Annotated in this window: 25 protein-coding genes and 4 pseudogenes; 11 read left to right on the forward strand and 18 right to left on the reverse strand. The window is 62.4% G+C overall.

Features of this window, described 5'->3' with window-relative positions; translation table 11 throughout:
- Positions 1-86: 86 nt before the first annotated feature.
- A complete protein-coding gene (locus tag BF95_RS09020; RefSeq protein WP_043150962.1) occupies positions 87-557 on the forward strand; it encodes an RcnB family protein in 471 nt (156 codons plus the stop codon).
- Positions 558-758: 201 nt separating this feature from the next.
- Here BF95_RS09020 and BF95_RS09025 read toward each other — a convergent pair whose 3' ends face one another.
- Positions 759-2,354, reverse strand: a complete 1,596-nt coding sequence (locus tag BF95_RS09025; protein ID WP_043150963.1) for a lysine--tRNA ligase — start codon at positions 2,352-2,354, stop codon at positions 759-761.
- 127 nt (positions 2,355-2,481) lie between these two features.
- Here BF95_RS09025 and BF95_RS09030 point away from each other — a divergent pair, with 127 nt between their 5' ends.
- From BF95_RS09030 to BF95_RS09045, 4 genes are read left to right on the forward strand one after another with little or no spacing between them, the layout of a single operon-like run.
- The gene (locus BF95_RS09030) at positions 2,482-2,844 is read left to right on the forward strand and encodes a PilZ domain-containing protein (protein WP_043151011.1); all 363 of its coding nucleotides are present in this window, start codon (positions 2,482-2,484) and stop codon (positions 2,842-2,844) included.
- Positions 2,845-2,896: 52 nt separating this feature from the next.
- Complete coding sequence (locus tag BF95_RS09035) at positions 2,897-5,650, forward strand: ATP-dependent DNA helicase (protein WP_043150964.1); 2,754 nt, start codon at positions 2,897-2,899, stop codon at positions 5,648-5,650.
- Positions 5,647-6,189 carry a SixA phosphatase family protein gene (locus BF95_RS09040; RefSeq protein WP_043150965.1) on the forward strand — a complete coding sequence of 181 codons (543 nt, stop codon included), beginning with the start codon at positions 5,647-5,649 and terminating at the stop codon, positions 6,187-6,189. The genes BF95_RS09035 and BF95_RS09040 overlap by 4 nt, the downstream gene beginning before the upstream one ends.
- The gene (locus BF95_RS09045; RefSeq protein ID WP_043150967.1) at positions 6,186-6,707 is read left to right on the forward strand and encodes a GNAT family N-acetyltransferase; all 522 of its coding nucleotides are present in this window, start codon (positions 6,186-6,188) and stop codon (positions 6,705-6,707) included. The genes BF95_RS09040 and BF95_RS09045 overlap by 4 nt, the downstream gene beginning before the upstream one ends.
- Here BF95_RS09045 and BF95_RS09050 read toward each other — a convergent pair.
- The 5 genes from BF95_RS09050 to rpmF form a co-directional block, all read right to left on the reverse strand.
- Positions 6,702-7,040, reverse strand: a complete 339-nt coding sequence (locus BF95_RS09050) for a MerR family transcriptional regulator (RefSeq protein ID WP_043150968.1) — start codon at positions 7,038-7,040, stop codon at positions 6,702-6,704. The genes BF95_RS09045 and BF95_RS09050 overlap by 6 nt on opposite strands.
- 88 nt (positions 7,041-7,128) lie before the next feature.
- A complete protein-coding gene (gene ihfA / locus BF95_RS09055) occupies positions 7,129-7,419 on the reverse strand; it encodes an integration host factor subunit alpha (RefSeq protein ID WP_043150969.1) in 291 nt (96 codons plus the stop codon).
- Positions 7,420-7,493: 74 nt separating this feature from the next.
- Positions 7,494-8,462, reverse strand: coding sequence for a beta-ketoacyl-ACP synthase III (locus tag BF95_RS09060; protein ID WP_043150970.1), 969 nt, complete (start codon positions 8,460-8,462; stop codon positions 7,494-7,496).
- Positions 8,459-9,487 (reverse strand): phosphate acyltransferase PlsX, encoded by a 1,029-nt coding sequence (gene plsX, locus BF95_RS09065; protein WP_043151014.1) that lies wholly within the window; start codon positions 9,485-9,487, stop codon positions 8,459-8,461. The genes BF95_RS09060 and plsX overlap by 4 nt, the downstream gene beginning before the upstream one ends.
- A gap of 66 nt (positions 9,488-9,553) precedes the next feature.
- Positions 9,554-9,733 carry a 50S ribosomal protein L32 gene (gene rpmF / locus BF95_RS26275; protein ID WP_006957677.1) on the reverse strand — a complete coding sequence of 60 codons (180 nt, stop codon included), beginning with the start codon at positions 9,731-9,733 and terminating at the stop codon, positions 9,554-9,556.
- 209 nt (positions 9,734-9,942) lie between these two features.
- Between rpmF and BF95_RS09070 the strand changes: the two genes are divergently transcribed.
- Positions 9,943-10,374, forward strand: coding sequence for an MAPEG family protein (locus tag BF95_RS09070; protein WP_043150971.1), 432 nt, complete (start codon positions 9,943-9,945; stop codon positions 10,372-10,374).
- Between the two features lie 3 nt (positions 10,375-10,377).
- Here the strand turns inward: BF95_RS09070 and BF95_RS09075 are convergent, their stop codons facing one another.
- From BF95_RS09075 to BF95_RS09095, 5 genes and pseudogenes are all read right to left on the reverse strand, one after another.
- Positions 10,378-11,037 (reverse strand): MBL fold metallo-hydrolase, encoded by a 660-nt coding sequence (locus BF95_RS09075; RefSeq protein WP_043150973.1) that lies wholly within the window; start codon positions 11,035-11,037, stop codon positions 10,378-10,380.
- Between the two features lie 39 nt (positions 11,038-11,076).
- A complete protein-coding gene (locus BF95_RS09080) occupies positions 11,077-11,505 on the reverse strand; it encodes an RrF2 family transcriptional regulator (protein ID WP_043150974.1) in 429 nt (142 codons plus the stop codon).
- A gap of 40 nt (positions 11,506-11,545) precedes the next feature.
- Complete coding sequence (locus tag BF95_RS09085; RefSeq protein WP_443018350.1) at positions 11,546-12,544, reverse strand: glycerophosphodiester phosphodiesterase; 999 nt, start codon at positions 12,542-12,544, stop codon at positions 11,546-11,548.
- 38 nt (positions 12,545-12,582) lie between these two features.
- Positions 12,583-12,939: an ArsC family reductase gene (locus BF95_RS09090; protein ID WP_037473222.1), complete on the reverse strand. Its 357-nt coding sequence runs from the start codon at positions 12,937-12,939 to the stop codon at positions 12,583-12,585.
- A gap of 6 nt (positions 12,940-12,945) precedes the next feature.
- A pseudogene (locus BF95_RS09095) lies at positions 12,946-13,325 on the reverse strand (RidA family protein).
- A gap of 151 nt (positions 13,326-13,476) precedes the next feature.
- Here BF95_RS09095 and BF95_RS09100 point away from each other — a divergent pair.
- Positions 13,477-13,788, forward strand: coding sequence for a hypothetical protein (locus BF95_RS09100; protein WP_043150977.1), 312 nt, complete (start codon positions 13,477-13,479; stop codon positions 13,786-13,788).
- Positions 13,789-13,792: 4 nt separating this feature from the next.
- Here the strand turns inward: BF95_RS09100 and BF95_RS09105 are convergent, their stop codons facing one another.
- A complete protein-coding gene (locus tag BF95_RS09105; protein ID WP_043150978.1) occupies positions 13,793-14,203 on the reverse strand; it encodes a group II truncated hemoglobin in 411 nt (136 codons plus the stop codon).
- Between the two features lie 144 nt (positions 14,204-14,347).
- Between BF95_RS09105 and BF95_RS09110 the strand changes: the two genes are divergently transcribed.
- Positions 14,348-14,869, forward strand: a complete 522-nt coding sequence (locus BF95_RS09110; protein ID WP_081764096.1) for a thermonuclease family protein — start codon at positions 14,348-14,350, stop codon at positions 14,867-14,869.
- 40 nt (positions 14,870-14,909) lie between these two features.
- Here BF95_RS09110 and BF95_RS09115 read toward each other — a convergent pair whose 3' ends face one another.
- From BF95_RS09115 to BF95_RS09130, 5 genes and pseudogenes are all read right to left on the reverse strand, one after another.
- On the reverse strand, positions 14,910-15,533 hold the full coding sequence (locus BF95_RS09115; protein ID WP_043150979.1) for a glycine zipper 2TM domain-containing protein: 624 nt from the start codon (positions 15,531-15,533) through the stop codon (positions 14,910-14,912).
- 176 nt (positions 15,534-15,709) lie between these two features.
- A complete protein-coding gene (locus tag BF95_RS09120; RefSeq protein WP_043150980.1) occupies positions 15,710-15,964 on the reverse strand; it encodes a DUF2442 domain-containing protein in 255 nt (84 codons plus the stop codon).
- Entirely contained in the window at positions 15,948-16,190 is a 243-nt protein-coding gene (locus BF95_RS26280) for a DUF4160 domain-containing protein (RefSeq protein ID WP_081764097.1), read from the reverse strand. Before BF95_RS26280 ends, BF95_RS09120 begins: the two co-directional genes overlap by 17 nt.
- Before the next feature lie 498 nt (positions 16,191-16,688).
- Entirely contained in the window at positions 16,689-17,735 is a 1,047-nt protein-coding gene (locus BF95_RS09125; protein ID WP_043150983.1) for a ribonucleotide-diphosphate reductase subunit beta, read from the reverse strand.
- Between the two features lie 62 nt (positions 17,736-17,797).
- Positions 17,798-19,677: pseudogene (locus BF95_RS09130) on the reverse strand (ribonucleoside-diphosphate reductase subunit alpha).
- A 590-nt stretch (positions 19,678-20,267) separates the two neighbouring features.
- On the opposite strand from BF95_RS09130, the gene BF95_RS09135 reads away from it, so the two are divergent.
- From BF95_RS09135 to BF95_RS09145, 3 genes and pseudogenes are all read left to right on the forward strand, one after another.
- Positions 20,268-21,788 (forward strand): fumarate hydratase, encoded by a 1,521-nt coding sequence (locus tag BF95_RS09135; protein WP_043150985.1) that lies wholly within the window; start codon positions 20,268-20,270, stop codon positions 21,786-21,788.
- Between the two features lie 111 nt (positions 21,789-21,899).
- A pseudogene (locus BF95_RS09140) lies at positions 21,900-22,816 on the forward strand (EamA family transporter).
- 88 nt (positions 22,817-22,904) lie between these two features.
- A pseudogene (locus tag BF95_RS09145) lies at positions 22,905-24,260 on the forward strand (methyl-accepting chemotaxis protein); the annotation flags it as partial.
- Positions 24,261-24,780: 520 nt separating this feature from the next.
- On the opposite strand, the gene BF95_RS09150 reads toward BF95_RS09145, so the two are convergent.
- The coding region (locus BF95_RS09150) for a response regulator (RefSeq protein WP_152542624.1) at positions 24,781-25,823 on the reverse strand (1,043 nt) is incomplete at its 5' end.

Genomic DNA, 25,823 nt, shown 5'->3' on the forward strand with positions numbered 1-25,823 from the left:
GCGCGGAGCGGCATATCTCTGTGTGTTGGCAGCGGAACTGGAGCTTCCCCCTTCGGTTCAGCCGCCAGGCAAAATGGAGACGAGATATGCGTAAATTGATCATTCTGGGCCTGTTGGCCGCAACGGTTGCGCCGGGCGTTGCATCGGCGCAGTCCGCCCGCGAAGTCCGCCAAAGCCAGCGCGACCTGCGCGAAGAACAGCGCGACCTGCGTCAGGCGCAACGCTATGGCGACCGCCGCGACGTGCGGGACGAACGGCGCGACGTGCGCGAGGCACGCCGTGAAGTACGTGAGGATTGGCGCGATTACCGCCGCAGCCATCGCAGCGTCTATCGTGCCGGCAACTGGCGGGCGCCCTTCCGCTACAATCAATGGAATGCGGGTGCCCAGCTTCGCCCGGCCTATTACAACTCACGCTATTATATCAGCGACCCTTATCGTTACCGCCTGCCCCGTCCGGGCATGAACCAGCGCTGGGTGCGGCATTATAATGACGTGATGCTGGTGAATGTGCGCAACGGCCGCGTGATCCAGGTACATCGCGGCTTCTTCTGGTAAGACGCTAACCAAATGGAATACGGCCCCTAACGCCAGGCGTTGGGGCCGTATTTCCGTGCTACCCCCTTGGCCGCGCCGCTCGTTGCCGGGCGGGCGCGGCCGATGGCGCGCAAGGCGCACCATCAGTCCGAAAGGGGGAACGGACTGACCCGCAAACCACCGGTTCGGGTAAATGTTCCAGCATCCTGAGGCTGTGCCCTCTCAGGTCGCGAGGGCCTCCGCGATCAGCGCCCGACTGTTGGCGATGCCGTAGAGCGCGATGAAGCTACCCATGCGTGGCCCTTGGTCCGCGCCAAGCAGCGTCTGGTAGAGCGCCTTGAACCAGTCGCGCAGTTCGGCGAAACCAAAGGCCTCATCCTTGCCGATGGCATAGACGATATTCTGGATATCCTCCGCCGATGCGCCTTCGGGTAGCGCGGCAAGTTCGGCGTCCAGTCTCTCAAGCGCCGCCGCTTCATTGGCTTCAGGTGCCCGGCGCTGCAGCGTGGGAGCAACGAAATCCCGATGATAGGCCAGTGCGTGGCCGATCAGCGCGTCGAGTTCCGGGTAGGTTTCCGCATTGGCGTCGGCGACGTAATTTTTGAGATACGCCCAGACCTGATCGCGGCTGGCGTCGCCCATTACGCCGACAAGGTTCAGCAACAGACCGAACGTGACCGGCAGCGTGCCATCGGGCAGCTTGCCATCATGCACATGATGGACCGGATTGCCGAGTTGCTGCTCGATCGCCTGCTTCGCGTAATTGCCGCGAAACTGCCAATATTCATCGACCGCGCGCGGGATGACGCCCATGTGCAGCTGCTTCGCCTTCTTGGGCTCGCGATAGGCGTAGAAAGCCAGGCTTTCCTGCGGACCATAGGTCAGCCATTGTTCGAGGCTGAGGCCATTGCCCTTCGACTTGGAGATTTTCTCGCCCTTTTCGTCGAGGAACATCTCATAATTAAAGCCTTCGGGCGGCCGTGCGCCCAGTGCGCGGCAGATTTTGGACGATTGGGTCACCGAATCGATCAGATCCTTGCCCGCCATCTCATAATCGACGCCCAGCGCGACCCAGCGCATCGCCCAATCGACCTTCCATTGCAGCTTGGCCGCGCCCGACAGGATCGATTGTTCGATCATCTCGCCCTCATCCTCGAAACGGATGAGGCCCGCGTCCGCATCGATCACTTCGACCGGGACTTGCAGGACGATGCCGCTCTTGGGACTGATCGGCAGGACGGGCGAATAGGTCGCCTGCCGCTCCTTGCGCAGGGTCGGCAGCATGATGTCCATGATGGCCTGATAATGGCGCAGGACATTCTTGAGCGCATCGTCGAACGCGCCCGCCTGATAGCGGTCGGTGGCGGACACGAATTCATAATCGAATCCGAAACGGTCCAGAAACTCGCGCAGCATCGCATTATTGTGATGCGCGAAACTTTCGAACTTTTCGAACGGATCAGGCACTTGCGTCAGGGGCTTGCCAAGATGTTCGGTCAACATCGCCTGGTTGGGCACATTATCAGGCACCTTGCGCAGGCCGTCCATATCGTCGCTGAACGCGATCAAGCGGGTCGGGACATCGGACAGCGCATGCCAGGCATTGCGGACCATCGTGGTGCGCAGCACTTCGTTGAACGTACCGATATGCGGCAGGCCCGATGGACCATAGCCGGTTTCAAACAGGATGTGCCCCTTGGCCGGGACGCCGCCGTCCGGCCCATGGGGCGGATAGCGTTTGAGCAGCTTGCGCGCTTCTTCATAGGGCCAGGCCTTGGCCGCTTGCGCAGCGGTACGGAGCGTGTCGGATACGGTCATGCCCGGCCTCTACCGTCCCGCACTGCGAAAGGGAACGGCTTTTGCTGACAATGGCTGTTAGCTTTTGGTCGCCTTTAGCGTTCATTAACCCTGATTAGGGATAAGGATGGGGGTGATTGGAGGCGATATGCAGGTTCAGCGCAGCCGTGAGCGCATCTCCGTCGAGATTCCCATCGTCGTCACGACGGTGCTCGACAGTCTACAAGGTGTAATCGTCGATCTGAGCGAAGGTGGCGCGCAGGTGACGGGTTGCACGCTGCCGCCCAAATCGCAGTGCCAGATTGACCTGGATGGTTATAGCGTATTCGGCACGGTGCGCTGGTCCGAGCAGGACCGGATGGGCATCCGCTTTCCCTACGAGCTTACCGAGGGGCCGCTATTCGACAAGCTCGCCAAGGCCAAGGCCGCACGCCGCACGCCCGTCACCTTTCAGCCACGCCCGCGAGCCATGGCGGTGGGAGGCGGCGGATTTGGCCGCCGCGCGGGTTGATAGCCGCCTGAAACAGGTTTTCCTTTTGTTCCTGTTCGCCTAAGCCGGGTCTGTGATCGACCCCGCCGACCTTCCCGCCCTTCACGCCAGCCATGGCGGCATCTGGTTACGCGATGGCGGCCGCACCCAAGGGCTGGCCAAAGGGCGGGCAATCGCCCGCGCGGCTGAAACCCCGGTGCTCCTGCTTAACGCCCCCCTGACTGGGCAGCGGCTTGGCTATCCCGAGTTAAACGGCCTCGATCTGCTGGAATTATGGGCATTTCTTCATCCCGCCCGCTTTCTGGTGCCCACGCCCAAGGGGCTGGCGGCCGCGTTAAACCTGTCGGTTCCGGCGAGCGAAGGCGATATTCCCGGCCTGCTGCAACAGGCGGCGCAGGTGATGCTCGACCGGCTGGGATCGACCGAATGGACCGAGCGCGAAGGCGGCTGGACGTCGGCGCAATCGTTGCACCGGCTGCGCTGGACCTGGGCACCTTTGGTTGCCCCGCGCATCGCCAAGCCCAAGGAGGCGGAGCGTTGGCTCTTTTCCAAATTGCCCGAATGGGAGGAAGCGCAGCCCCGCCCCGCCCCGCGCACGATCGCACTGGATGAAGGGCAAGTACTGGCCCGGCTCGACGCGCTGACCGGCGCGGGGGCCGAACCGCGCCCCGGCCAGCGCGCCTATGCCGCCGCCGCCAGCGCCGCCTTCCTACCGCGCCGTCATCGCGACCAGCCCAATATGCTGCTGGCGGAAGCGGGAACGGGCATCGGCAAGACGCTGGGCTATCTCGCGCCCGCTTCGCTCTGGGCCGGACAGGCGCAGGGGACGGTCTGGGTATCGACCTATACCAAGGCGCTACAGCGCCAGCTCGATCGCGAATCACTGCGGCTCTTTCCCGACCCCACGATCGCTGCCAAACGAGTCGTTGTGCGCAAGGGGCGCGAAAACTATCTCTGCCTGCTCAATCTGGAAGACGCGTTGCAAGGCGGCTTTACCGGGCGTGCGGCGATATTGGCGCAACTGGTCGCGCGCTGGGCCGCGTTCAGCAAGGATGGTGACATGGTGGGCGGCGACCTGCCCGGCTGGTTGCCAACCCTGTTCCGGCGCAACGGATCGACCGCGCTGACCGACCGGCGGGGCGAGTGCATCTATGCGGGCTGCCCCCATTATCGCAAATGCTTCATCGAGCGGTCGAGCCGTGCGAGCGCGGACGCAGACATCGTCATCGCCAACCATGCGCTCGTGATGATCAACGCCGCGCGCGGGCGGGAAACCGGCCAGCGACCACAGCGGATCATCTTCGACGAGGGCCATCATCTGTTCGATGCCGCCGATTCGACTTTTTCGGTTGCGCTGTCGGGGCAGGAGGCAATCGAACTGCGCCGCTGGATCATGGGCCCGGAGGGTGGATCACGCGGGCGGCGGCGCGGGCTGGCGGCACGCCTGTCCGACCTTGCCAGCTATGACGAGGAAGGCGGGCAGGCGATCCGCGCGGCGATCGATGCGGCGCAGGCGTTGCCTGCCGACGAATGGCTGAAACGTGTCGTCGCGGGTGAGCCGTTCGGAGCGCTGGAAGCCTTGCTGACTGCCGTGCGTTCCACCGTCTATACCCGCGCCGCCGATGCCGGTGAAGCAGACGCGGGCTATGGCATGGAAACCGAACTGGCCGAACCAGATGGCGCGCTGGTCGAGGCGGCGCAGGAAGCGGCGCTGGCGCTCGACGCCCTGATCAAGCCGCTGGTACGGCTGGGACGGCGACTAGAAGCGGTGGTCGAAGATGCGCCCGATTGGCTGGACAGCGCGGCACGGGCGCGGATCGAAGGCGCGGTGGCTTCGCTTGGCTGGCGGCGCGACCTGATCGCGGCCTGGCTGGCGCTGCTGACGCGGATCGGCGGCCCGGCGGATCCTGATTATGTCGACTGGCTGGCGGTCGACCGGATTGAGGGGCGCGAGTTCGACATCGGCATTCACCGTCACTGGCTCGACCCCAGCCGCCCACTCGCCGAAGCCGTGCTGAAACCTGCGCAAGGGGTGATCGTCACCAGCGCGACGCTGAAAGGCGGCGGCGAATGGAGCAATGCGGAGGGACGCAGCGGCGCGGTCCACCTGCCCCATGGCGCGGAACGGTTCGAGGCGGCGAGCCCCTTCGACTATCCGGGACGCGCCGAAGTCCTGATCGTCACCGATATCAAGCGGGGCGACATCGCCGCCTTGTCCGGTGCCTATGGCCGATTGATCGAGGCGGCGGGCGGCGGCACGTTGGGCCTGTTCACCGCGATCCGGCGGCTGCGTGGCGTTCATGCGCGCATTGCCGACCGGCTGGCGCGGGCGGGCCTCCCGCTTTACGCGCAGCATGTCGACCCGATAGACACCGGCACCCTGGTCGATATTTTCCGCGATGATCCGCGCGCCTCATTGCTCGGCACAGATGCCTTGCGCGATGGCGTGGACGTGCCGGGCCATTCGCTGCGGCTGGTGGTGATGGAGGGGGTGCCCTGGTCCAAGCCCACCGTGCTGCACGCGGCGCGCAGGCTGGCGGGCGGCGGCAATGCCTATGACGATCGGCTGATCCGCGCGCGGCTGGCGCAGGCGTTCGGGCGGCTCATCCGCCGGGCCGAGGACAAGGGCAGTTTCGTCATCCTGTCGGCCGCCATGCCCAGCCGGTTGTTGAGCGCCTTTCCGCCCGGAACGCCGATCCGCCGCCTGACGCTGGACGAAGCGATCCTGGCGGTCAACGCTAGCGCCCGAGCCGAAACGCTTGGCGAAGCGGTCGCTTTGGGGCATCAGGGGGCCGAATCCGGCATGCCCCCCCAGGAGACAGAATGAAACGGCTGACCCTGTTGCGCCACGCCAAGTCGGACTGGGACGATCCGGTGGCTCGGGATTTCGACCGGCCGCTGAACCGTCGTGGTGAAAAGGCTGCCATCCTGATGGGCCAGTTCGCCGCGCGCCGCGCCATGCAGTTCGACATGCTGGTCGCCTCCCCCGCCGTCCGGGTGGTGGAAACGCTGGACGTCTTCTTCACCGGCTATGGCCAGATACTCGACGCGCATTGGGACCGGCGCATCTACCTCGCCTCCTCCCCCATCCTGTTCGATGTCGTCCGCGACCTGCCCGACAAGGCCGACAGCGTGTTGATGGCCGGGCATAATCCGGGCTTGGAGGAATTGATCCTCGACCTCGTCCCCGATGATGGCAGCAATGACTTGCGCGAAGATGTGGAAGCGAAATTCCCGACCGCCAGCATCGCGGTGCTGGACCTGGCCATCGACCGCTGGCGCGATGCGAAGGAGAATGTCGGGACGCTGACCAGCTTCACCCGGCCGCGCGACCTCGATCCTGCGCTGGGGCCAGGGTCGCGGTGACGCCGATCGCGTGGCGCAGGGCGGAGGCGCGCGACGCCCCCGCCCTCTCCATATTGGGCGGGGCGACCTTCCTCACCAGCTTTGCCCATGATCATCCGGGCGCGGCACTGACCGCCCATATCCGCACCGCGCACGGAGAGGCCTATTATGCAGCGGCCCTCGCCGATCCGACGCAGACCGTGATGATCGGCGAAACTCCGCTTGGCGCAGCGGTGGGCTATGCGATGATCACGCCGCCCGACCTGCCGATCGCGACCGACCCGGCGCATGATGTGGAGTTGAAGCGCATCTACCTGCTGCATGGCTGGCAGGGCGGCGGGCATGGCGATGCGATCATGGCGCTGGTGGTCGAGGAAGCACGCCGGCGCGGAGCGTGCCGGTTGCTGCTCGCAGTCTATCCACAAAATGAACGGGCGCGGCGCTTCTATGCGCGGCATGGTTTTGGCGAAATCGGCGAATTGACCTTCATGGTCGGGGACGTGCCGTTCCGCGACCTCATCTACGCCCGGACGCTATGAGGCGATCGCGCGGGCCAGTGTGGCACGGATGGTTTCGAGGCGCGTCAGCAGGTCTTCTTCGGCCTGCTGCGGCGAAACCGCAAGAGCAGCGCTATCGCCCTCTTCCAGCGCCTTTTGCGCGCCCTTGACGGTGAAACCTTCGACATTGAGCAGATGATGGATGCGGCGGGCAAGATCGACGTCGGCAGGGCGATAATAGCGCCGATTGCCCGCGCGTTGCAGCGGTCGTAACTGAGGAAAGCGGGTTTCCCAATAACGCAAGATATGCTGGGCCAAACCCAATTCACCGGCCAGTTCGCCGATGGTCAAAAATGCCCCCTCCGTCTTGTTCATGACAATGATGTTGCACCCATAGCCGGGCGCAGGTCAACCATCGCAAATGACGGAGAAAGAAGAAAAAGCCTTGCTGCTGGCAGCGGTGTCAGGCGACCCGATCGCGCATCGTCTGGCTGGCGCGGAACGTCAACACCCGGCGCGGCTGGATCGGCACTTCGACGCCGGTCTTGGGATTGCGGCCCATGCGCTGGGTCTTGTCGCGCAGGACGAAGGTGCCGAAGCTGGAAATCTTCACATTCTCGCCGCGCTCCAGCGCAACCGACATATGGTCGAGGATCGATTCGACCAACGCGGCGGCTTCCGCCCGCGACAAGCCGACATGGCGATTGAGGCTTTCCGCCAGATCCGCGCGTGTCAAAGTGCCCATGCCGCTCATATCCCGTCTCCCCGATGACAGAAAGCGAGGCTGACGGATTCGCGGCGATTATGCAAGCATTGCCTGCCGTTACGTCACAGGCGAATGACGCAGGCGCCCCAGGTGAAGCCGCCGCCCATCGCTTCCAGCACGATCAGTTCACCCGGCTTGATCCGCCCGTCGCGCACGGCGAGGTCGAGCGCCAGTGGCACCGAAGCGGCCGACGTGTTGGCGTGGCGGTCAACGGTGACCACCACCCGGTCGGGCGAGAGCTTCAATTTACGCGCGGTGGCGTCGAGGATGCGGGCATTGGCCTGATGCGGGACCAGCCAGTCGATGTCGGCATTGGTCAGACCCGCCATCGCCATGACTTCGTTGAGGACTGACGCAAGATTGACGACCGCATGACGGAACACTTCCTGCCCGCGCATGCGCAGTTTGCCCACAGTCTGCGTGGTCGATGGCCCACCATCGACATAGAGAAGCTGGTTGTGGCGGCCATCGGCGTGGAGCTTCGACGCCAGGATGCCACGCGTGCCATCGGCACTTTCCTCCGCACCCAGCACCACAGCGCCTGCGCCATCGCCGAACAGCACGCAGGTAGCGCGGTCTTCCCAGTCGAGAAGGCGGCTGAAGGTTTCCGCGCCGATCACCAGCGCGCGTTTCGCGACGCCCGACCGGATCATGCTGTCAGCCACGGTGATGGCGTAGAGAAAGCCCGAGCAGACGGCCGCGACGTCGAAGGCGACGCAATCGTCGATGCCAAGCGCTGCCTGGACGGTCGTGGCGGTGGCAGGAAAAGTCTGGTCCGGCGTTGCCGTTGCCAAGATGATGAGATCGATATCCTGCGGCGCGACACCCGCCGCGTCGAGCGCGGCGCGGGCGGCATCGGTCGCCAGCGTCGATGTCGTCTCACCCTCACCCGCAATATGGCGGTTGCGGATGCCGGTGCGCTCGACGATCCATTCGTCGCTGGTATCGACGGTCTCGGCCAGTTCGGCATTGCTGACCGCGCGAACGGGCAGGGCCGAGCCAGTGCCCAGCAATATCGATCGACGGATCACTTGACGGGCAGCTCCAACTTGGCGGCAGCGGCAGCCGACAGGCCCGCAACGCCTGCCATATCGGCGGCGATGCGGCGGGTAATGTCTTCTTCCAACAGCCGCGCGGCGACATGGACCGCGTTGGCCACGCCCTTGGCATCGGCACTGCCATGGCTTTTCACGACAACACCGTTGAGGCCCAGGAAGACCGCGCCATTATGGTTGTTGGGGTCGAGATGATGTTTGAGCAGATGCATGGCAGGCTTGGATATCAGGAAGCCGATCTTCGAACGGATCGAACTGGTGAACGCCTTGCGGAGCACGTCGGTGACGAAGCGGGCAGTCCCCTCCGCCGTCTTGAGCGCGACATTGCCCGAAAAACCGTCGCACACGATCACGTCGGTATCGCCGCGGCTTATCTTGTCGCCTTCGGTAAAGCCGTCGAAGCGCAGCGGCAGCGTGTCGGCGGCGCGCAAGATGGCGGCGGCGTCGCGAATCTCGTCGGTGCCCTTAAGATCCTCGGTCCCGATGTTGAGCAGACGCACGCGCGGCCGTTCAAGGTCGAAGGCGATGCGCGAATAGGCCGCACCCATCACGGCGAACTGGACGAGGTTGCGGGCGTCACATTCGGTATTGGCGCCCAGGTCCAGCATGATGACGTCATTATCGCCCAGCGTCGGCAACATCGCGGCCAGCGCAGGGCGATCGACGCCCGGCATGGTGCGCAGAGCGACCTTCGCCATCGCCATCAGCGCACCGGTATTGCCCGCCGATACGGCGGCCCCGGCCTGGCCCGATTTCACGGCCGCAATGGCCATGCTCATCGAGCTGTCTTTCTTGCGGATGGCAACGCCGGGCTTATCGGCTCCGTCGACCACCGAAGCGGCGTGGACCACATCCGACGCTGCGCGCAAATTGGGATGCTGGTCGAGCGCGGATTTGATCTGCGCTTCGTCACCGAACAGGGTGAAAAGGAGTCCGTCGTGCCGGTGACGGGCGAGCGCAACGCCCGCCATCATCACGCGCACGCCCTCATCCCCGCCCATCGCGTCGATTGCGATTCGCGGTTGGCTGGACACGCTGATCACCCCTTTGCGGAGATCGAGACTGGCTTACGCCCCGACAGCGACGATTTCGCGACCGTTATAATGGCCACAGGCACCGCACAGATTGTGCGGGCGCTTGAGTTCGCCACAGTTGGAACATTCCTGGAATGCTTCAACGCGCAGCGAATCGTGGCTACGGCGCATGCCGCGCTTGGAGGGGGACGTTTTCCTTTTGGGGACAGCCATGTCGGCACCTTGTTCCGTAAATTATCTGGTTGTGCGACTGGCCGGTTTCCGATGGAGACGCGGACGCCACAAGGCGCCGCAGACCCATGCGGCCCGGGTGATCGCGAAGCCCTGCGCCTATAGCGGTTTTTGTTCGGGGTGCAAGTCCTTCCTTGCCGATCCCGCCTCGCACCCTAGACTGGCACCTTACCGCAAACGGGGGAATTTCCATGCTGTTGCCTATTACGCTGACCTTTGCCGCAACCTGTGCGCTGCTCAACTTGTGGCTGGCGATTCGGTGCGTCAGGCTGCGCGCAAAGGACAAGGTACTGCATGGCGATGGCGGCGACACGCTGTTGGCGCGGCGGATTCGCGCCCAGGCCAATTTCATCGAATATACGCCGATTGTGCTGATCCTGTTCGCCCTCGTCGAACTGGCGGTGGGCGGATCGCTATGGCTGTCCATCGCGGCGCTCGTCTATGTGCTGGCGCGGGTATCGCACGGCTTCGGGATGGACGCGGACAAGCCTAGCCTATGGCGGGCCGCTGGGGCATTGGTCACCTGGCTGGTGATGGTCGGCCTCGCCATTGCCGCGCTGACGATCGCCTACAGCGGCACGCGCGAAATGCCTGTGCCGCCCGCACTGGCGGCGCAGGTGTAGGCTCTACCCCGCCAGCACCGAATCGGCGACGAAGGGGTTGGTGCGGCGTTCATGGGCAAAGTTGCTCATGGCGCCGTGACCGGGCACGAAGGCGGTATCGCCCCCGAGCGGCCAGAGCTTGCCGGTGATCGCGTCGATCAGATCCTGATGATTGCCGCGCGGGAAGTCGGTGCGGCCGATCGATCCCTGGAACAAGACGTCGCCGACGATGGCAAGCTTGCTCGGCGCATGGTGGAACACGACATGGCCCGGCGTATGGCCGGGGCAATGGAGGACGTCAAACGTCAGGTTACCAACGGTCACCTGTTCCCCATCCTGCAACCAGCGGTCCGGCTCGAAACTCTCGCCCGGCACGCCCCAGCGTTCGCCATCTTGCGCCAATCGATCGATCCAGAAACGATCATCCTCATGCGGCCCCTCGATCGGCACGCCAAGGTCGCGGGCGAGAACGCCCGCCTGGCCGCAATGGTCGATATGGCCATGGGTGACGAGCAGCTTCTCGATCGTGACGCCCTGCTCCGCCGCCGCGCGTTTCAGCACCGGCAGGTCACCGCCCGGATCCACGAAGGCGCCGCGCATGGTCTGGGTACACCAGAGGAGGGTGCAATTCTGCTGGAGCGGGGTGACCGGGATCAGCATGGCTTTGAGCGGAGGTGTCGTCATGCCCCCGATGTGGCGAAGCGACGCGGCGGGCGCAAGGCTCTAGACCGCCTCATCCAGCGCGGCGAAGGGCTCGGCCAGGCTGATGCTGTCGAGCACCTTGGCGGTTTCATCGCGAACGCGCAGCATGACGCGGTGCAGGCGGCATTCCGATTCGGGCAGGCAGTTGGTACAGCTTTCATGCGCGAAGCGGCTCGCGCAGGGGGTCAGCGCCAGCGATCCGCGCGTCATCCGCACAATGTCGCCATAGCTGATGTCGACCGGTGCCAGCGCCAGCCAATAGCCCCCATCCCGCCCGCGCTGGGTCGCCACCAGCCCCTCGCGCGACAATTCGGAGAGGATGACGGTCAGAAATTTCGCCGGGATATTTTGGCGTGTGGAAATCTCGCTGAGCGGCACTGGACCCTGGCGGTAGCGATCGGCAAGATGTTGCAGCGCGCGGATGGCGTAACGGGTCTTCTGGGACAACATAGCGTCGTTATTCGCCCCCGCGGCCGATTTTACAACCCGCTCAACGCGCGGGCGTCAGTGCCGCCCGCGCCTGGCCCGGAAAGTCGCTGAACAGGCCGTCTACCCCGGTGGCTGCGATGGCGCGGACATAGCCCGTGAAATCACCCAGCCCCTGCAGATCGTCGAGCCGCTGATATTGCGGCGGCAGGAAGCTGTTTTCCATCCGCATCGTCCAGACATGGACCTGCAAGCCCGCGTCATGTGCGCGACCGACCAGCGCAGTCGCCCCTTCGGGTGCGATGACGAGCGCGGCGGACGGCCCGATCCCATCGGCATAGGTCGCGATATCAGTCAGCCCCTGGACGGTGAGCATCTCGGCATAGCTGGTGCCGGGCAGGTCGGCAGGGCCGCCTTCAGCATCCACCAGCTGGATGAGGCGCAGGCGCGAGGTTGCGCGGATCGCTTTCAGATTGCCGACCTCGAACGACTGGATGAAGACCGGATCGACCTCGGTCTGATAGCCATAGCGGCTCAGCAGATCGAGCAGCGCGGCCTGGTGTGGCAGGCCCAACCCCGCAAAATAGCTCGGATGCTTGGTTTCAGGATACAGGCCGATGCGGCGGCTGCTCTCGGCCTCCTTCGCGCGCACCAGTTGCACTATCTCTTCGAAAGTGGGAATCGGATAAAGGCCGTCGAACCGCTTGTTGGCGGTGCGCAGGTCCGGTAGCCGCTCACGCGCGCGCAGCGTGCGCAGCTCGGCGAGGGTGAAATCCTCGGTGAACCAGCCCGACATTTCGATGCCGTCGATCGTCTTGCTCGTCTTGCGATCGGCAAATTCGGGATGATCAGCAACATCGGTGGTGCCGCCAATCTCATTTTCATGCCGGGCGACGAGGACGCCGTCCCTGGTCAGGACCAGGTCGGGCTCGATATAGTCCGCACCCTGGTCGATCGCCCGTTCATAGCTGGCTAACGTATGTTCGGGCCGCTCCCCACTGGCACCGCGATGGGCGATGATGAGCGGATCGGCCCGCGCGGCGGAAAGGGGGATGAGGCTCATCAGCAACAGCAGGCCGATCCGCACCACATCCCCGCCCCTCAAGCCGAAACGCCTTGCAGCGCGTTTTCGTAGGTCGTGGCCTTAAACCCGATGATCGTGCCTTTGCCCGTGTCGAGGATCGGCCGCTTGATCAGCGAGGGGTTGGTGATCATCAAGAGGATCGCCTTGTCCGCGTCGATATGCGCTTTATCCCCGGCGTCGAGCGCGCGGAAGCTGGTGCCGGAACGGTTGAAGATGGTTTCCCACCCATGTTCCATCACCCATTCCTCCAGCTTGGCCTTATCCACGCCCGAAACCTTATAGTCGTGGAAGCTGTAGGGAACACGCTCATTATCCAGCCAGTTACGGGCCTTCTTGATCGTGTCGCAATTTTTGATGCCGTACATGGTGATCATGGCGACTTATCCTTTGAAGGCGGTGACTTCGATTTCGATCTTCATTTCCGGCTTGATGAGCCGGCGACGACGCAGCTGGCGGCGGGGCGAATGGTGCCGAAGACCGGCGCGGTCGCCTGGCCCAGATCGTCCCAATAAGCCGGGTCGGTGATATAATAAGTGACGCGCACGACGTCAGCAAACGAGAAGCCTGCGTCATGCAGTGCCTTGCCGATGACCTTGAGCGCATTGGCGGCCTGATCGGCCACGCTGTCGGGCATCACCTTCGTTTCGGGGTCCGTCCCGGTGGTTCCAGCGACGAAGCACCAGTCGCCCTGGACGACGGCGCGCGAATAGCCGACCTGCGCCTCAAAGGGCGAGCCGGACGAAATGAGCTGGCGAGGCATGAGGATTCCTGTTGCAGTGCGAAAAGGATCGCCTGGGCCTTTGGCCTTTTGGCCCCGCCCTGTCCAGTGGTTTCCGGGGCCAGTGGTTTCCGGGGAACGGGCCGCGATGCCGACCGTTGAAGAGCAATCGATCCTCAAAAGGAGACCGGCCATGGACCGCCCTACCCCCGACACTGCAATGCCCGACACCGACACGGAAGAAAATAGCGAGCAGGCCGAGGTCGGCACGCAGGCGCAGGATGTCGCCGCCGACGCGCGGGTGCGCACCACCGACCTATCGGAAGATAGCGACCGCGGCGGTCACGCCAACCCGGCGCAGATCATCCCGGACGATGTGCCGGATCTGGTCGAGCGGATGAATGAAATGAACCGGTCGGGCCGGATCGACATGGACGCCTATGCGGGCGAACCGCAGATGGATGATGAGGATGACGCGTTCGGCGTAACCGAAGACGACGAATAACCGGTCAGGCGGCGGCGCTGCCCGGCAGCCCGAAATTGATCATGCCCCGCGCCATATGGCCAAGCGCCTGCGTCATCGAATCGGCGATGACGGGGTCGATATCCTCCTGCGCGGCGATGGCACAGGTCATCGCCAACGCCCATTGATCCGCCAGCGCCGGGGTGATTGGAAAGGCGCGGTGCAGCGACATGATGCACGGCCCGCGCTCGAACCAGTCGCGCGGACCGCCGAGCCAGCCGGTCAGGAAGCGGGTCAAGCCATGCCGTACAGGATCGAGGTCCGCCGCATGGACGGCGCGCAGGTCGGCGTAGCGCGCCTCCTGCTCCAGCAAGTCATAGAAGCGTGTGACGATGGCACGAACCGCCGGTTCACCGCCGATACGGGCATAATGAATGGGTGGCGCGGCGGCGTTCATGGGAGATGGCTCCGTTTCGGATAACCCTTCCAGCATGGCGTTGGCGCGCGCCCTGTCCTTGATCCCGGTCAAATCGCGCCGGATCGGTGCGAAGATGGCGGCGCTTTAACCCGCTGTTTGCGACTGGCCGCTTAGGCTCACCCCATGGCAAGACAAGTATATAGACGCGGCAAGCCGCGCGGCGGGGGTATTGGCGGACCGGCCCTCGTCTATACTTTATGCTTGGGGCTGCTGCTGGGCTGGTATGGGCCGGGTTTGATCAACCGGCCGACGCTGCCGACAATCTCAGCAACAGAGCAAAGTCCGAGCGGCGACACGCTATCGGCGCAGTTCGGCTTTTGCCACAGCGGCGGCGGGATCGATTGCGTCGTGGATGGCGATACATTCTGGTTCAGTGGCGCAAAATATCGGATCGCCGACATCGACACGCCCGAAACCCACGGGCCGCGCTGCGCCGCCGAGGGCGCATTGGGCGCGCAGGCAACCCAGCGGCTGCAAGTCTTGCTCAATGCCGGCCCCTTCACGCTGGAAAGCGTGGATCGCGATGAGGACCGCTATGGCCGGTCGTTGCGGGTCGTGACGCGCCGCGGCAGTTCGATTGGCGGAATGCTGGTGGCCGAGGGGCTGGCGCGGGAATGGGGCGGGGCGCGCCGTCCCTGGTGCTGAAAGAGGCGGGTGCCGAGCGCCCGCCCCTCTCTCGTTCACATCAGCGGCAGTTCAAGCCGCCACGGTCGATTTCGCGGCCCAGCAGCGCGCCCGCGCCGCCGCCGATCAGGATGCCCGCGATATTCGACTGGCCCCGGTCGATCTGGCCGCCGAGCAATCCGCCCAGCGCCGCGCCGACGATCAGGCCAGTGGTGCCGTCCGAACGGCGGCAATAATAGCGATCGTCATAACCCCGATAGATACGGGTGCGGCGATCGACGCGGATCGGCTGGTAGCCGCCACGATAATAGCGGTCGGGCCGATAGCTGCGGCCATAGCGCGGATCAGGACGGTTCCAGTCATAGCTATAGACCGGACGGCCGGGGCGGCGATAGGTGACGCGCTGGTCGTTCCGGCGATCCTGACGCCAGTCGCGGCGATCATCCCGACGATCCCCCCGGCGGTCCTGGCGATCATCGCGCCGGTCGGCCCGGCGATCCTGACGGTTGTCGCGACGGTCATCCTTGCGATCGGCACGGCGCTCCTGCCGGTCATCACGGCGATCCTCGCGCCGCTCGCGATTGTCGCGGCCCGGCTGCGCAAAAGCGGGCGTCGCGGCAAGCCCCGTCAGCGTCATCGCGCCGAGCGACAAGGCGGCAATGACCTGTTTGAAGGTGAATGTCATGGGCGGGTCCTTCCCTGGGGTCGTGTCTCTGCTGTCAGAACCCCAGGGCGTACAGGATGTTGCATGAACGGAACAAAACACGCCGTTCATCTTGGGTTTGGTCGATGGGGAATGGCTGCGGTAGCGAGAACAGGTTTATTGCAGGATCATCACGACACTGGCGCGTCGCGTCGCAATCAGGCAGCGACTTTGCGCGCATGGGTCTGGTCGCCCCGGCCTGCCAGCAGGCCCGCGATCGAAATATCCTCGTCCAATTCTTCCCAATGCAGGCCCGCACGGCTGAGTTCGACCTGCGCGCGTTGCTCCATCGTCGCATGCAACAGACGCGGAAACCAGGCGAGGGGCACGCCCAGCGTACGACCATCATCAAGCTCGACCCAGAAACTGTCCGCATCGAACCGGACGGCGAGGGGTTCAGGGGAAAAAGTCATTCCAGGCGCTCTCTATTTCTTCGCGTCTTGCCTCTATAACATGGGAAAGCTGCGAAAGCATATGGGCAGGAAAACCTCGGCTTTCAGCTACGACCACTTCGGGCCAGAGCCAGAATTTCGCATTGTCCCGTCCCTTGCGAACATGGACATGCACCGGCTCACGCGGATCGCCTTCGTTAGCGAAGAAGTGGAAGCGATAGCCGTTCCAGTCGAAGACTTTGGGCATTGGTCAAGACTTTGCGCACATTGGGACGTCGGTATCCGAAGCAAATTGCACACAGAAATCTGGATACGGCATACTCATTGTTTATCCGAACTGGTTGGGCAGGCGACAAAATCGCCTGCCCTCACAGCCGGATTTTAAGTGAAAGTAATGGAACAACGGATCAAGCAAGTTCGCTCGTCACAATCGTCACGGGCATCGCACTTGTGCGCGAAGCGTCGCTCTGACCGCAGATAGACATCCTTGCCGTCCATAATGACCCAATGCCAATCGCCAATCCGATCTGGATAAATAATGCCTTGCATCATTGTCCATATCCTTAGGACGAATTTATTAAATCCGATTCAATCTTAATAACCGCCAAGGGCTGTGGGATATAAGGTTGCAATAAAGGAACCCAATAAGAACCAAACAATTGTAACGGCACTTGTCTCCACGGATCATGATTAACACATTTCAACAACTACGGCCCCATCTTGACCTCCCTATGCTTTAGAAAAATTACTCCGCCGCGATCCCCGCAGCCCTGAACATGTCCGGGTCCACTTCATCCGCATTGGCGGGCACGGCGCGGGTCTTGCGGCGGTCGAAGGCGTCCCACACGTCGTTCCATTGGCCGCGTGTCGCGCCCTTTGAATATTCGGTGGCGCGGGTTTCGAAGAAATTGGCATGCTCCACGCCGTTGAGCAGCGGGCTGAGCCAAGGGAGCGGATGCTCTTCGATCATGTAGATGGGCTTGAAGCCAAGCTGGCCCAGCCGCCAGTCGGCGATGTAGCGGACATATTTCTTGATGTCCTTCGCCGTCATGCCCGGAACCGGCCCCATTTCGAAGACCAGATCGATGAACGCATCCTCGATCCGTACCGTCTTCTGGCACATGTCCATGATATCTTCCCTGACCGCGGGGGTCAGGCAGCCGCGTTCGGCGCAGAAGGCGTGGAACAGCTTGATGATGCCCTCGCAATGCAGCGTCTCGTCGCGGATCGACCAGGTGACGATCTGGCCCATGCCCTTCATCTTGTTGAAGCGCGGGAAGTTCATCAGCATCGCGAAGGACGCAAAGAGCTGCAAGCCTTCGGTAAAGCCGCCGAACATCGCCAGGGTGCGGGCAATATCCTCGTCGGTATCGACGCCGAACTGCTGCAGATAGTCATGCTTGTCCTTCATCTCCTTATATTGGAGGAAGGCGCTATATTCGCTTTCGGGCATGCCGATCGTGTCGAGCAGATGCGAATAAGCCGCGATATGCACGGTTTCCATGTTGCTGAACGCGGTCAGCATCATCTTGACTTCCGTGGGCTTGAACACGCGGCCATATTTTTCGTGGTAGCAATCCTGCACTTCCACGTCCGCCTGGGTGAAGAAGCGGAAGATCTGCGTCAGCAGGTTGCGCTCATGATCGGACAGTTTCTGCGCCCAATCGCGGCAATCCTCGCCCAGAGGCACTTCTTCGGGCAGCCAGTGCAGCTGTTGCTGGCGCTTCCAGAAGTCGTAGGCCCAGGGATATTCGAACGGCTTATATTGCTTGGAGGCTTGAAGAAGAGACATAGGGTAACTCCGGGAAATCTATATTGGCCTTTCTCTCCTCTTTGGGAGAGAGGCTCACAAAATCACTGACAGGCCAGACACTCGTCATAGTCGGTGCTTTCGATCTCGAACTTGGGTGCGTCGATCGTGTTGTCGGCTTCCACGCCGCCCGCAAAACCGGCGCGCTGCACGCTCTTCGACCGCAGATAATAAAGCGACTTGATGCCCAGTTCCCAGGCACGGAAGTGGAGCATGAGCAGATCCCATTTTTCCACATCAGCCGGGATGAACAGGTTCAGCGACTGCGCCTGATCGATATAGGGGGTGCGGTCGGCCGCGAGTTCGAGCAGCCAGCGCTGGTCGATTTCGAAGCTGGTCTTGAACGTGTCCTTTTCTTCCTGGCTCAGGAAGTCGAGATGCTGGACGCTGCCGCCATGTTCGAGGATCGAGTTCCAGACATTGTTGCTGTCCTTCGCCTTCTCGATCAACAGCTTTTCGAGATAGGGATTCTTGATCGAGAAGCTGCCCGACAGAGTCTTGTGCGTATAGATATTGGCCGGGATCGGCTCGATGCAGGCGGATGTGCCGCCGCAGATGATGGAAATCGACGCGGTCGGCGCGATCGCCATCTTGCAGCTGAAACGTTCCATCACGCCCTGGTCGGCGGCGTCCGGGCAAGGGCCACGCTCGATGGCGAGTTGCATCGAGGCTTCGTCCACCTGACCCTTGATATGCTTGAACATGCGCAGGTTCCACGACTTGGCCATCGCACCCTCGAACGGGATGCCGCGCGCCTGGAGGAAGCTGTGGAAGCCCATGACGCCAAGCCCGACCGAACGTTCGCGGCTGGCGCTGTACTTGGCGCGCGCCATTTCGGGCGGGGCGCGATCGATATAATCCTGCAGCACATTGTCGAGGAAGCGCATAATGTCTTCGGCGAAGAGCTTCTCGTCCTTCCACTCGTCCCAGGTCTCCAGGTTCATCGACGACAGGCAGCAGACCGCCGTGCGATCATTGCCGAGGTGATCGCGCCCGGTCGCAGGGTGATTTCCGAGCAGAGGTTCGACGTCGAGACCTTCAGCCCCAGGTCGCGATGATGTTTGGGCATCATGCGGTTCACCGTGTCGTTGAACACGATATAGGGCTCGCCGGTCGCCAGACGGGTTTCGACCAGCTTCTGGAACAGCGCGCGCGCGTCGATGGTGGACCGGATCGACTGGTCCTTGGGGCTGCGCAGATGGAATTCGCGGCCGTCGCGCACCGCTTCCATGAACTCGTCGGTCAAAAGGACGCCGTGATGCAGGTTCAGCGCCTTGCGGTTGAAGTCGCCGCTCGGCTTGCGGATTTCGAGGAACTCCTCGATTTCCGGGTGCGACACGTCGAGATAGCAGGCGGCCGAACCGCGACGCAGGCTGCCCTGGCTGATCGCCAGCGTCAGGCTGTCCATCACGCGGACGAAAGGAATGATACCTGAGGTCTTGCCGTTGAGGCCTACCGGCTCGCCGATGCCGCGCACACTGCCCCAATAGGTGCCGATGCCGCCGCCACGCGAAGCGAGCCAGACATTCTCGTTCCAGGTGTTGACGATGCCTTCCAGGCTGTCGTCCACCGAATTGAGATAGCAGCTGATCGGCAGGCCGCGCCCGGTGCCGCCATTGGACAGGACCGGGGTGGCGGGCATGAACCAGAGTTTCGAGATATAGTCATAGACGCGCTGGGCATGAGCCTGATCGTCGCAATAGGCCGACGCGACGCGCGCGAACAGATCCTGATAGGATTCGCCGGGCAGCAAATAGCGGTCGTTCAGCGTATCCTTGCCGAATTCGGTCAGCAGCGCATCGCGCGACGCATCGGTCACGATGTCGAAACGACGCTCCACCACGGTCGATGACGTCAGGGGTGCCGCCTCTTTAACCGGGGCCGCTTTGTTCGTTGCCGCCACCGCGTCCAACACTTCATCCATCACAGTCGCCACGTCGCCGGTTCCACCTTGTCCACTATCTCGAAAGTCCATCTAAGCCCCCGAATGTTCCTGTTCCGTTCGATTCGGTCAAGCCCCGCTTCGTCCAGTCGCGCATCAGCCGCAAACCGTGTCGTACCGGGACCGGAACGAGGCCCACCAAACCGTAATCGCACGGACATAAAGCCCTTCAAGCCGAACCAAGGTTCCGCGACGCAATCACAATCTGTTGGGTGACCCCCGTTAACCCGATACAAGGGATAGTGCCATAGCCCCTATTTCACGCAAGAGGATAAATGACCGTTTGGAGACTCCATTCGTCGCTCATCCGATTCATTTCGTCGCCGCTTTTGGGTCTCGCCATGCAGCGACGCATGGACTTCCCTGGCCCTTGCAAAAGGCAAGAGGGACCAGAGGGCCAAAAAAAATATATAGGGGCTTGCCACGCAAATACGTCGATGACCGGAGTCGCGCTTCGCACCTATGTACCTGTGTGCCTACACTGGACTTGAGAACGGGGATGCGTATAGCCCCAGCGCATGCAGAAACCCGCCGTGCAGGGCCGGGCCGCAGATATGGGGACATAGGGTAAGATGACGCTCATCAAAACCGCCGACCTGATCGACAGCGTAGCCGACGCGCTCCAGTTCATCAGCTATTATCATCCGATGGATTATATCCGCGCGCTCGGCAAAGCCTATGAGGCAGAGCAGAGCCCGGCGGCCAAGGACGCCATCGCCCAGATCCTGACCAACAGCCGCATGTGCGCGGAGGGGCATCGCCCGATCTGCCAGGACACCGGCATCGTCAACGTCTTCGTCAAATGGGGCATGGAATGCCGGTTGGACGATAATAGCCGGTCGATGCAGGACGTGATCGATGAAGGCGTGCGGCGCGCTTACCTCAACCCCGAAAACCGCCTGCGTGCCTCGATCCTGCGCGATCCCGCCTTCACCCGCCAGAATACCAAGGACAACACGCCTTGCGTCCTGTCGGTCGAGATGGTGCCGGGGAACAAGGTCGTCATCGACGTCGCGGCCAAGGGCGGCGGATCGGAAAACAAGACCAAGTTCAAGATGATGAACCCCAGCGATTCGATCGTCGATTGGGTGCTGGACATGATCCCGCAAATGGGTGCCGGCTGGTGCCCGCCCGGCATGCTGGGCATCGGCATTGGCGGGACCGCGGAAAAGGCGGTGGCTCTGGCCAAGGAAAGCCTGATGGAGCCCATCGACATGGGCGAACTCAAGGCGCGCGGGCCGCAGACCGAAATCGAGAAGATGCGCGTCGAGATTTTCGACAAGGTCAATGCGTTGGGCATCGGCGCGCAGGGTCTGGGCGGCCTGTCCACCATCCTCGACGTCAAGATTTACGACTATCCCTGCCATGCGGCGGGCAAGCCCGTGGCGATGATCCCCAATTGCGCCGCGACGCGCCACGCGCATTTCACGCTCGACGGCTCCGGCCCCGCCTATCTGGAAGCGCCCAAGCTGTCCGAATGGCCCGACGTCAACTGGACGCCCAGCAAGGAGGCGATCCACGTCGATCTCAACACGCTGACGCCGGAGATCGTCCAGAGCTGGAAGCATGGCGACCGGCTGCTCTTGAACGGCAAGATGCTGACCGGTCGTGACGCCGCGCATAAGCGGATCAAGGATATGCTGAGCCGGGGCGAGCAGCTGCCGGTCGATTTCAAGGGCCGCGTCATCTATTATGTCGGCCCGGTCGATCCGGTCGGCGACGAAGTGGTCGGCCCCGCCGGTCCCACCACCGCGACCCGGATGGACAGCTTCATGGACATGATGCTGGAACAGGGATTGCTCGGCTGCGTCGGCAAGGCGGAGCGCGGCGTCGCGGCGACCGCCGCCATCGCCAAGCATAAGAGCGCCTATCTGATGGCGGTCGGCGGCGCGGCCTATCTGGTCGCGCGCGCGATCAAGGGCGCGAAGGTCGTCGGCTTCGAAGACCTCGGCATGGAAGCGATCTACGAATTCGACGTGCAGGACATGCCGGTAACTGTCGCCGTGGATAGCGACGGCCAGAATGTCCACCACCTCGCCCCGCTGGTCTGGCAGGAGAAGATCAAGCGCGAAAAGTTGCTGGAGGGGGTGTGACCTCTATCTCGTGACGGGGATGAACGGGGTGCTTGCTTCGCGCGCACCCTGTTCTTCGCCATGCTGCTGATGATGGGGTGACGGAAACGCGCCAAAGCCTATAGCAGCGCGATGATTACATCTCCGATATGGTTGCCCGCGACCCTGCTGGCGGGTGGGGTGCAGGCGTGGCGCACGGCCGTCCAGCGGCGGGTGAGCCAGTCGCTGTCGCTCAATGCGGCGGGGCTGGTGCGCTATCTCTATGGCGTTCCGTTCACGCTGATGCTGCTGGGCGGATATCGGCTGGTCTTTCCCGCCCCCCTGCCCTCGGTCGGGCCGCTATTCCTGCTCTTTTGCGCGGCGGGCGGGCTGGCACAGATCATCGCGACCAATTTGCTGATCCTGGCCTTTACCCATCGCAATTTCGTCGTCGGCACTGCCTATTCCAAGACCGAGGCAGCGCAGGGCGCGGTCCTTTCCTTCCTGTTGCTGGGCGAACGATTATCGGCTCTGCCTGGGCGGGGATAAGCTGCGGCGTTGCAGGGGTCATGCTGTTGTCGACCGGGGGTAAGCGGATGGGGCCGGGGGATTTTCTCCGGGCGCTGGGCCAGCCTGCCGCGCGGGCGGGCATCGCATCGGGCTTCTTCTTTGCACTCACCGCGATCGGCATTCGCCGCGCGACGCAGACGGTGGAGACGGATGACGCCGTGCTGGCGGCGCTGATGGTGCTGGCAGTGACGGTCCTGCTTCAGACTATGATGCAGGGCACCTATCTGCTGCTGCGCGAGCCGGGCGAGATGCGGCGGGTCTTTGCCAGTTGGCGGGTGTCGGGCCAGGTCGGGCTGCTCTCCGCGCTGGGCTCGGCCTGCTGGTTCACCGGCTTTGCCACAGCGCCGGTCGCGCTAGTGCGGATCGTGGGGCAGATCGAGGTCGCCTTCACCATGGCGTTCGGCCATTTCTACTTGAAGGAAGCGATGCGGCGGAGCGAGTTGGTCGGGCTGCTGCTGGTGGTCGGCGGCGTCGTGCTGGCGCTGGCGGGGGCCTTGTGACGGCGCGCTAACGCTTCCTTTACTATGGCGCGATAGCGTCATGGTGGTGGGAAACGCAGCAGACATCGGAACCGTCGCCAAAGCGGTCATGAAGGTCGCCAAATTGTCGGGCGACCTGGGCATCCGCACGCTCGACCTGCAGGCCGACATCAGCGAACTGGCCGACCGGGTGACGCAGCAGGCGCAGATGATCGAGGCGATCAGTGGTGCCGCTGGGCAATTGTCGCGCGATGGCGACAGCGTGGCGCTGGCCGGGCAGGATGCGCGGGAACAGGCGATCGCGGCGCGCGCCATCATCGATGATTCGGGCCGCCAGCTCTCCGCCGCCAACAGCAATTTCGTCGATCTGATCGACCAGGTCAGCCATATCCATGCGCGGCTCGACGGCTTTGGCGAGGCGCTGCGCACCGTCGCCCATGTCACCAGCATGATCAGCGGCATCGCCAGCCAGACCAACCTGCTGGCGCTCAACGCCACGATCGAGGCGGCGCGGGCGGGCGATGCGGGGCGCGGCTTTGCCGTGGTCGCGGCCGAGGTCAAGAAACTGGCGCAGGAAACCGCCGCCGCCACCCAGACCATCGAACAGTCGATCGCGGCGCTGACCGGCGAGGCGGGCGGCATGCTCGCCAGCATCACCCAGGGCGCGCAGACCGCGCGCACCGCCCAGTCGGACACGCGCAACATCGAAACGCTGGTCGAGCGGCTCGCCGCGCTGATGCTCGACCTGTCGAGCAATAGCGAGACGGTGGCGCGGCGGATCGCGTCGATGGTCGGGTCCGCGGGCGAGATCCGCACCGGCATCGCGACGCTGGCCAGCACGTCGAGCGACAATGCCGACGGGCTGCAACGGCTGTCGGGCCGCGTGTCGACCGCCAGCAGCGATACCAATATGCTGCTGCAATATCTGGCCGAAAGCGGGGTCGATATTCCAGACTCGCCCTATATCCGCTTCAGCCTGGAGTCCGCGCAAAAGGTCGCGGACGCCATCGAGCAGGCAATCGAGCGCGGTGAGGCAAGCGAAGCGGCGATCTTCAGCGACGATTATGCGCCGATCCCCGGCACCAACCCGCCGCAATATACGCACCCCGTGCAGGCAGTGATCCTGCCCGTCGCCCGCGCGCAGCAGGAACGGGCGCGCGGCTTTACCGGGCTGTTCGGCATGACCTTCACCGACCGCAACGCCTATGGCGCGGTCGCCATGCCCGAACGCGCGCAGCCGCAGCGGCCGGGCGACGACCTGTGGAACGCGGAACATGCGCGGCAGGGGCTGATCTTCGACTTTGCCGACACGCGCGAACAGGCGCGGACCACCCAGCCCTTCTGCATCAAAGCCTATCGCCGCCTGACCGCGAGCGGCGAAGTGCTGCTGCTCAAACAGGTGATCGCGTCGATCCATGTGAAGGGGCGGCACTGGGGCATTTTGCAAATGGCCTATCAGGACCAAGCTAAGCGCGGCCTGGCCAAGCGGCCGCCGCGCCCTTGCCAAATCTGTGAAGTTCACACCATCGCAGGCCACGCAATTGCGGGCGAACGGACGCGTGGCGTCAATTTCGCAATAGGAGAATTTTTGCGAAGTGGGCGCGCGCGGAAACGCGGGGGACGGACGGCGAGAAAGAGCGGGGCGAGCATGGCATGGATTGGGGGATGTAGGACAGGGGGCTTGTTGGCCGATAAGCGAATTTCTGGTCTGAGTTGGGATGTGGCGATAGTTGTCGTTCGCGCCCGTCCCTTGCCAGCCAGAACAGGACGTTTACCTGCAGGTTCGCGAACGACTATTTTTTCAAGACCCGCCGCTCGCTCAATGTAAACCTGAACAGCCAAAACCCGCGCCCAAATATGGAAATCACGCCGCAAATTACATTACCACAAGTTTTGTAGATTTTACCTGTATGTGTATTATTTAAATAATTTTATCAAAAATAACTTATAGAAATATAAGATATATATTATTAAATTTTTGAAAATCACATCAATATCGCCTTATTAATTGCAATTTTCATTGCATTAATGCTATAAGGCTTTTCAAGATATTGAATTCTTGAATTACAAAGCATGTCAGTTATATCGTTGCTGGCGTCTCGACCTGATGAGATAACTACCGATACATGCCGATTATTGTCCATTACTTCTTGAACTATGTCTAAACCAGACCCATCAGGTAATCCAAGATCAGTAACTACGACGTGGAAATTCTGCAGAGAGAGCTTTTCTTTCGCTTCTCGTATCGTGCCCGTTCCGACCACTCTATGGCCCAATTCTTCCAGCATTTCACTCAGGATCTTCCGGACCAAGATTTGGTCTTCTACGATTAGAATGGACTTACAATTGAGAGCATCGCCTTCATCGTGATTGGCAACTTCGCAGGTTAGCGGTGCAGAAGGCATCGGTGTAGATGCAGAAGGTCTTCCAAGGTCCAAGACATTGCGAATTTTCTGCGCAAGCCCTTCTCGCGTGAAAGGCTTCGCGATCAGTTCGACGCCTTCGTCCAGCCGACCGGCGTGAACGATGGCATTCTGGGTGTAACCAGAGGTAAAAAGCACTTGGATAGATGGCAGCTTCTGTTTAGCACGACGCGCCAGCTCCTGGCTTTTAAGCGCGCCCGGCATAACCACATCAGTAAATAATAGATCGATTTTAGCCCCGCTGTTAACGATAGCCAGACCGTTATCCGCGTTGCTGGCTTCCAATATTGTGTAGCCCAGATCTGAGAGAAGTTCGACAGAAGTTGCCCGTACGGTGTCATCATCTTCGACGACCAATATTACTTCATTCGCCATAGATTGAGGAGCCGTCGGTGTCTCGGAAGCCAGGATCTCTTCATTTTGGCGAGTGTGCGGCAAATAGATGCGAACCGTCGTGCCCTCACCCACCTCGCTGTAAATATTAATGTGTCCGTTGGATTGCTTGACGAACCCGTAGACCATACTCAGCCCCAAGCCAGTGCCTTGCCCTGGGTCTTTGGTCGTAGAAGGTAGGATACACTTTTGAGGATATGGTGGGGGATGCC

Source organism: Sphingobium sp. Ant17 (assembly GCF_000588875.1).
In the GTDB taxonomy this organism is placed as follows: Bacteria; Pseudomonadota; Alphaproteobacteria; order Sphingomonadales; family Sphingomonadaceae; genus Sphingobium.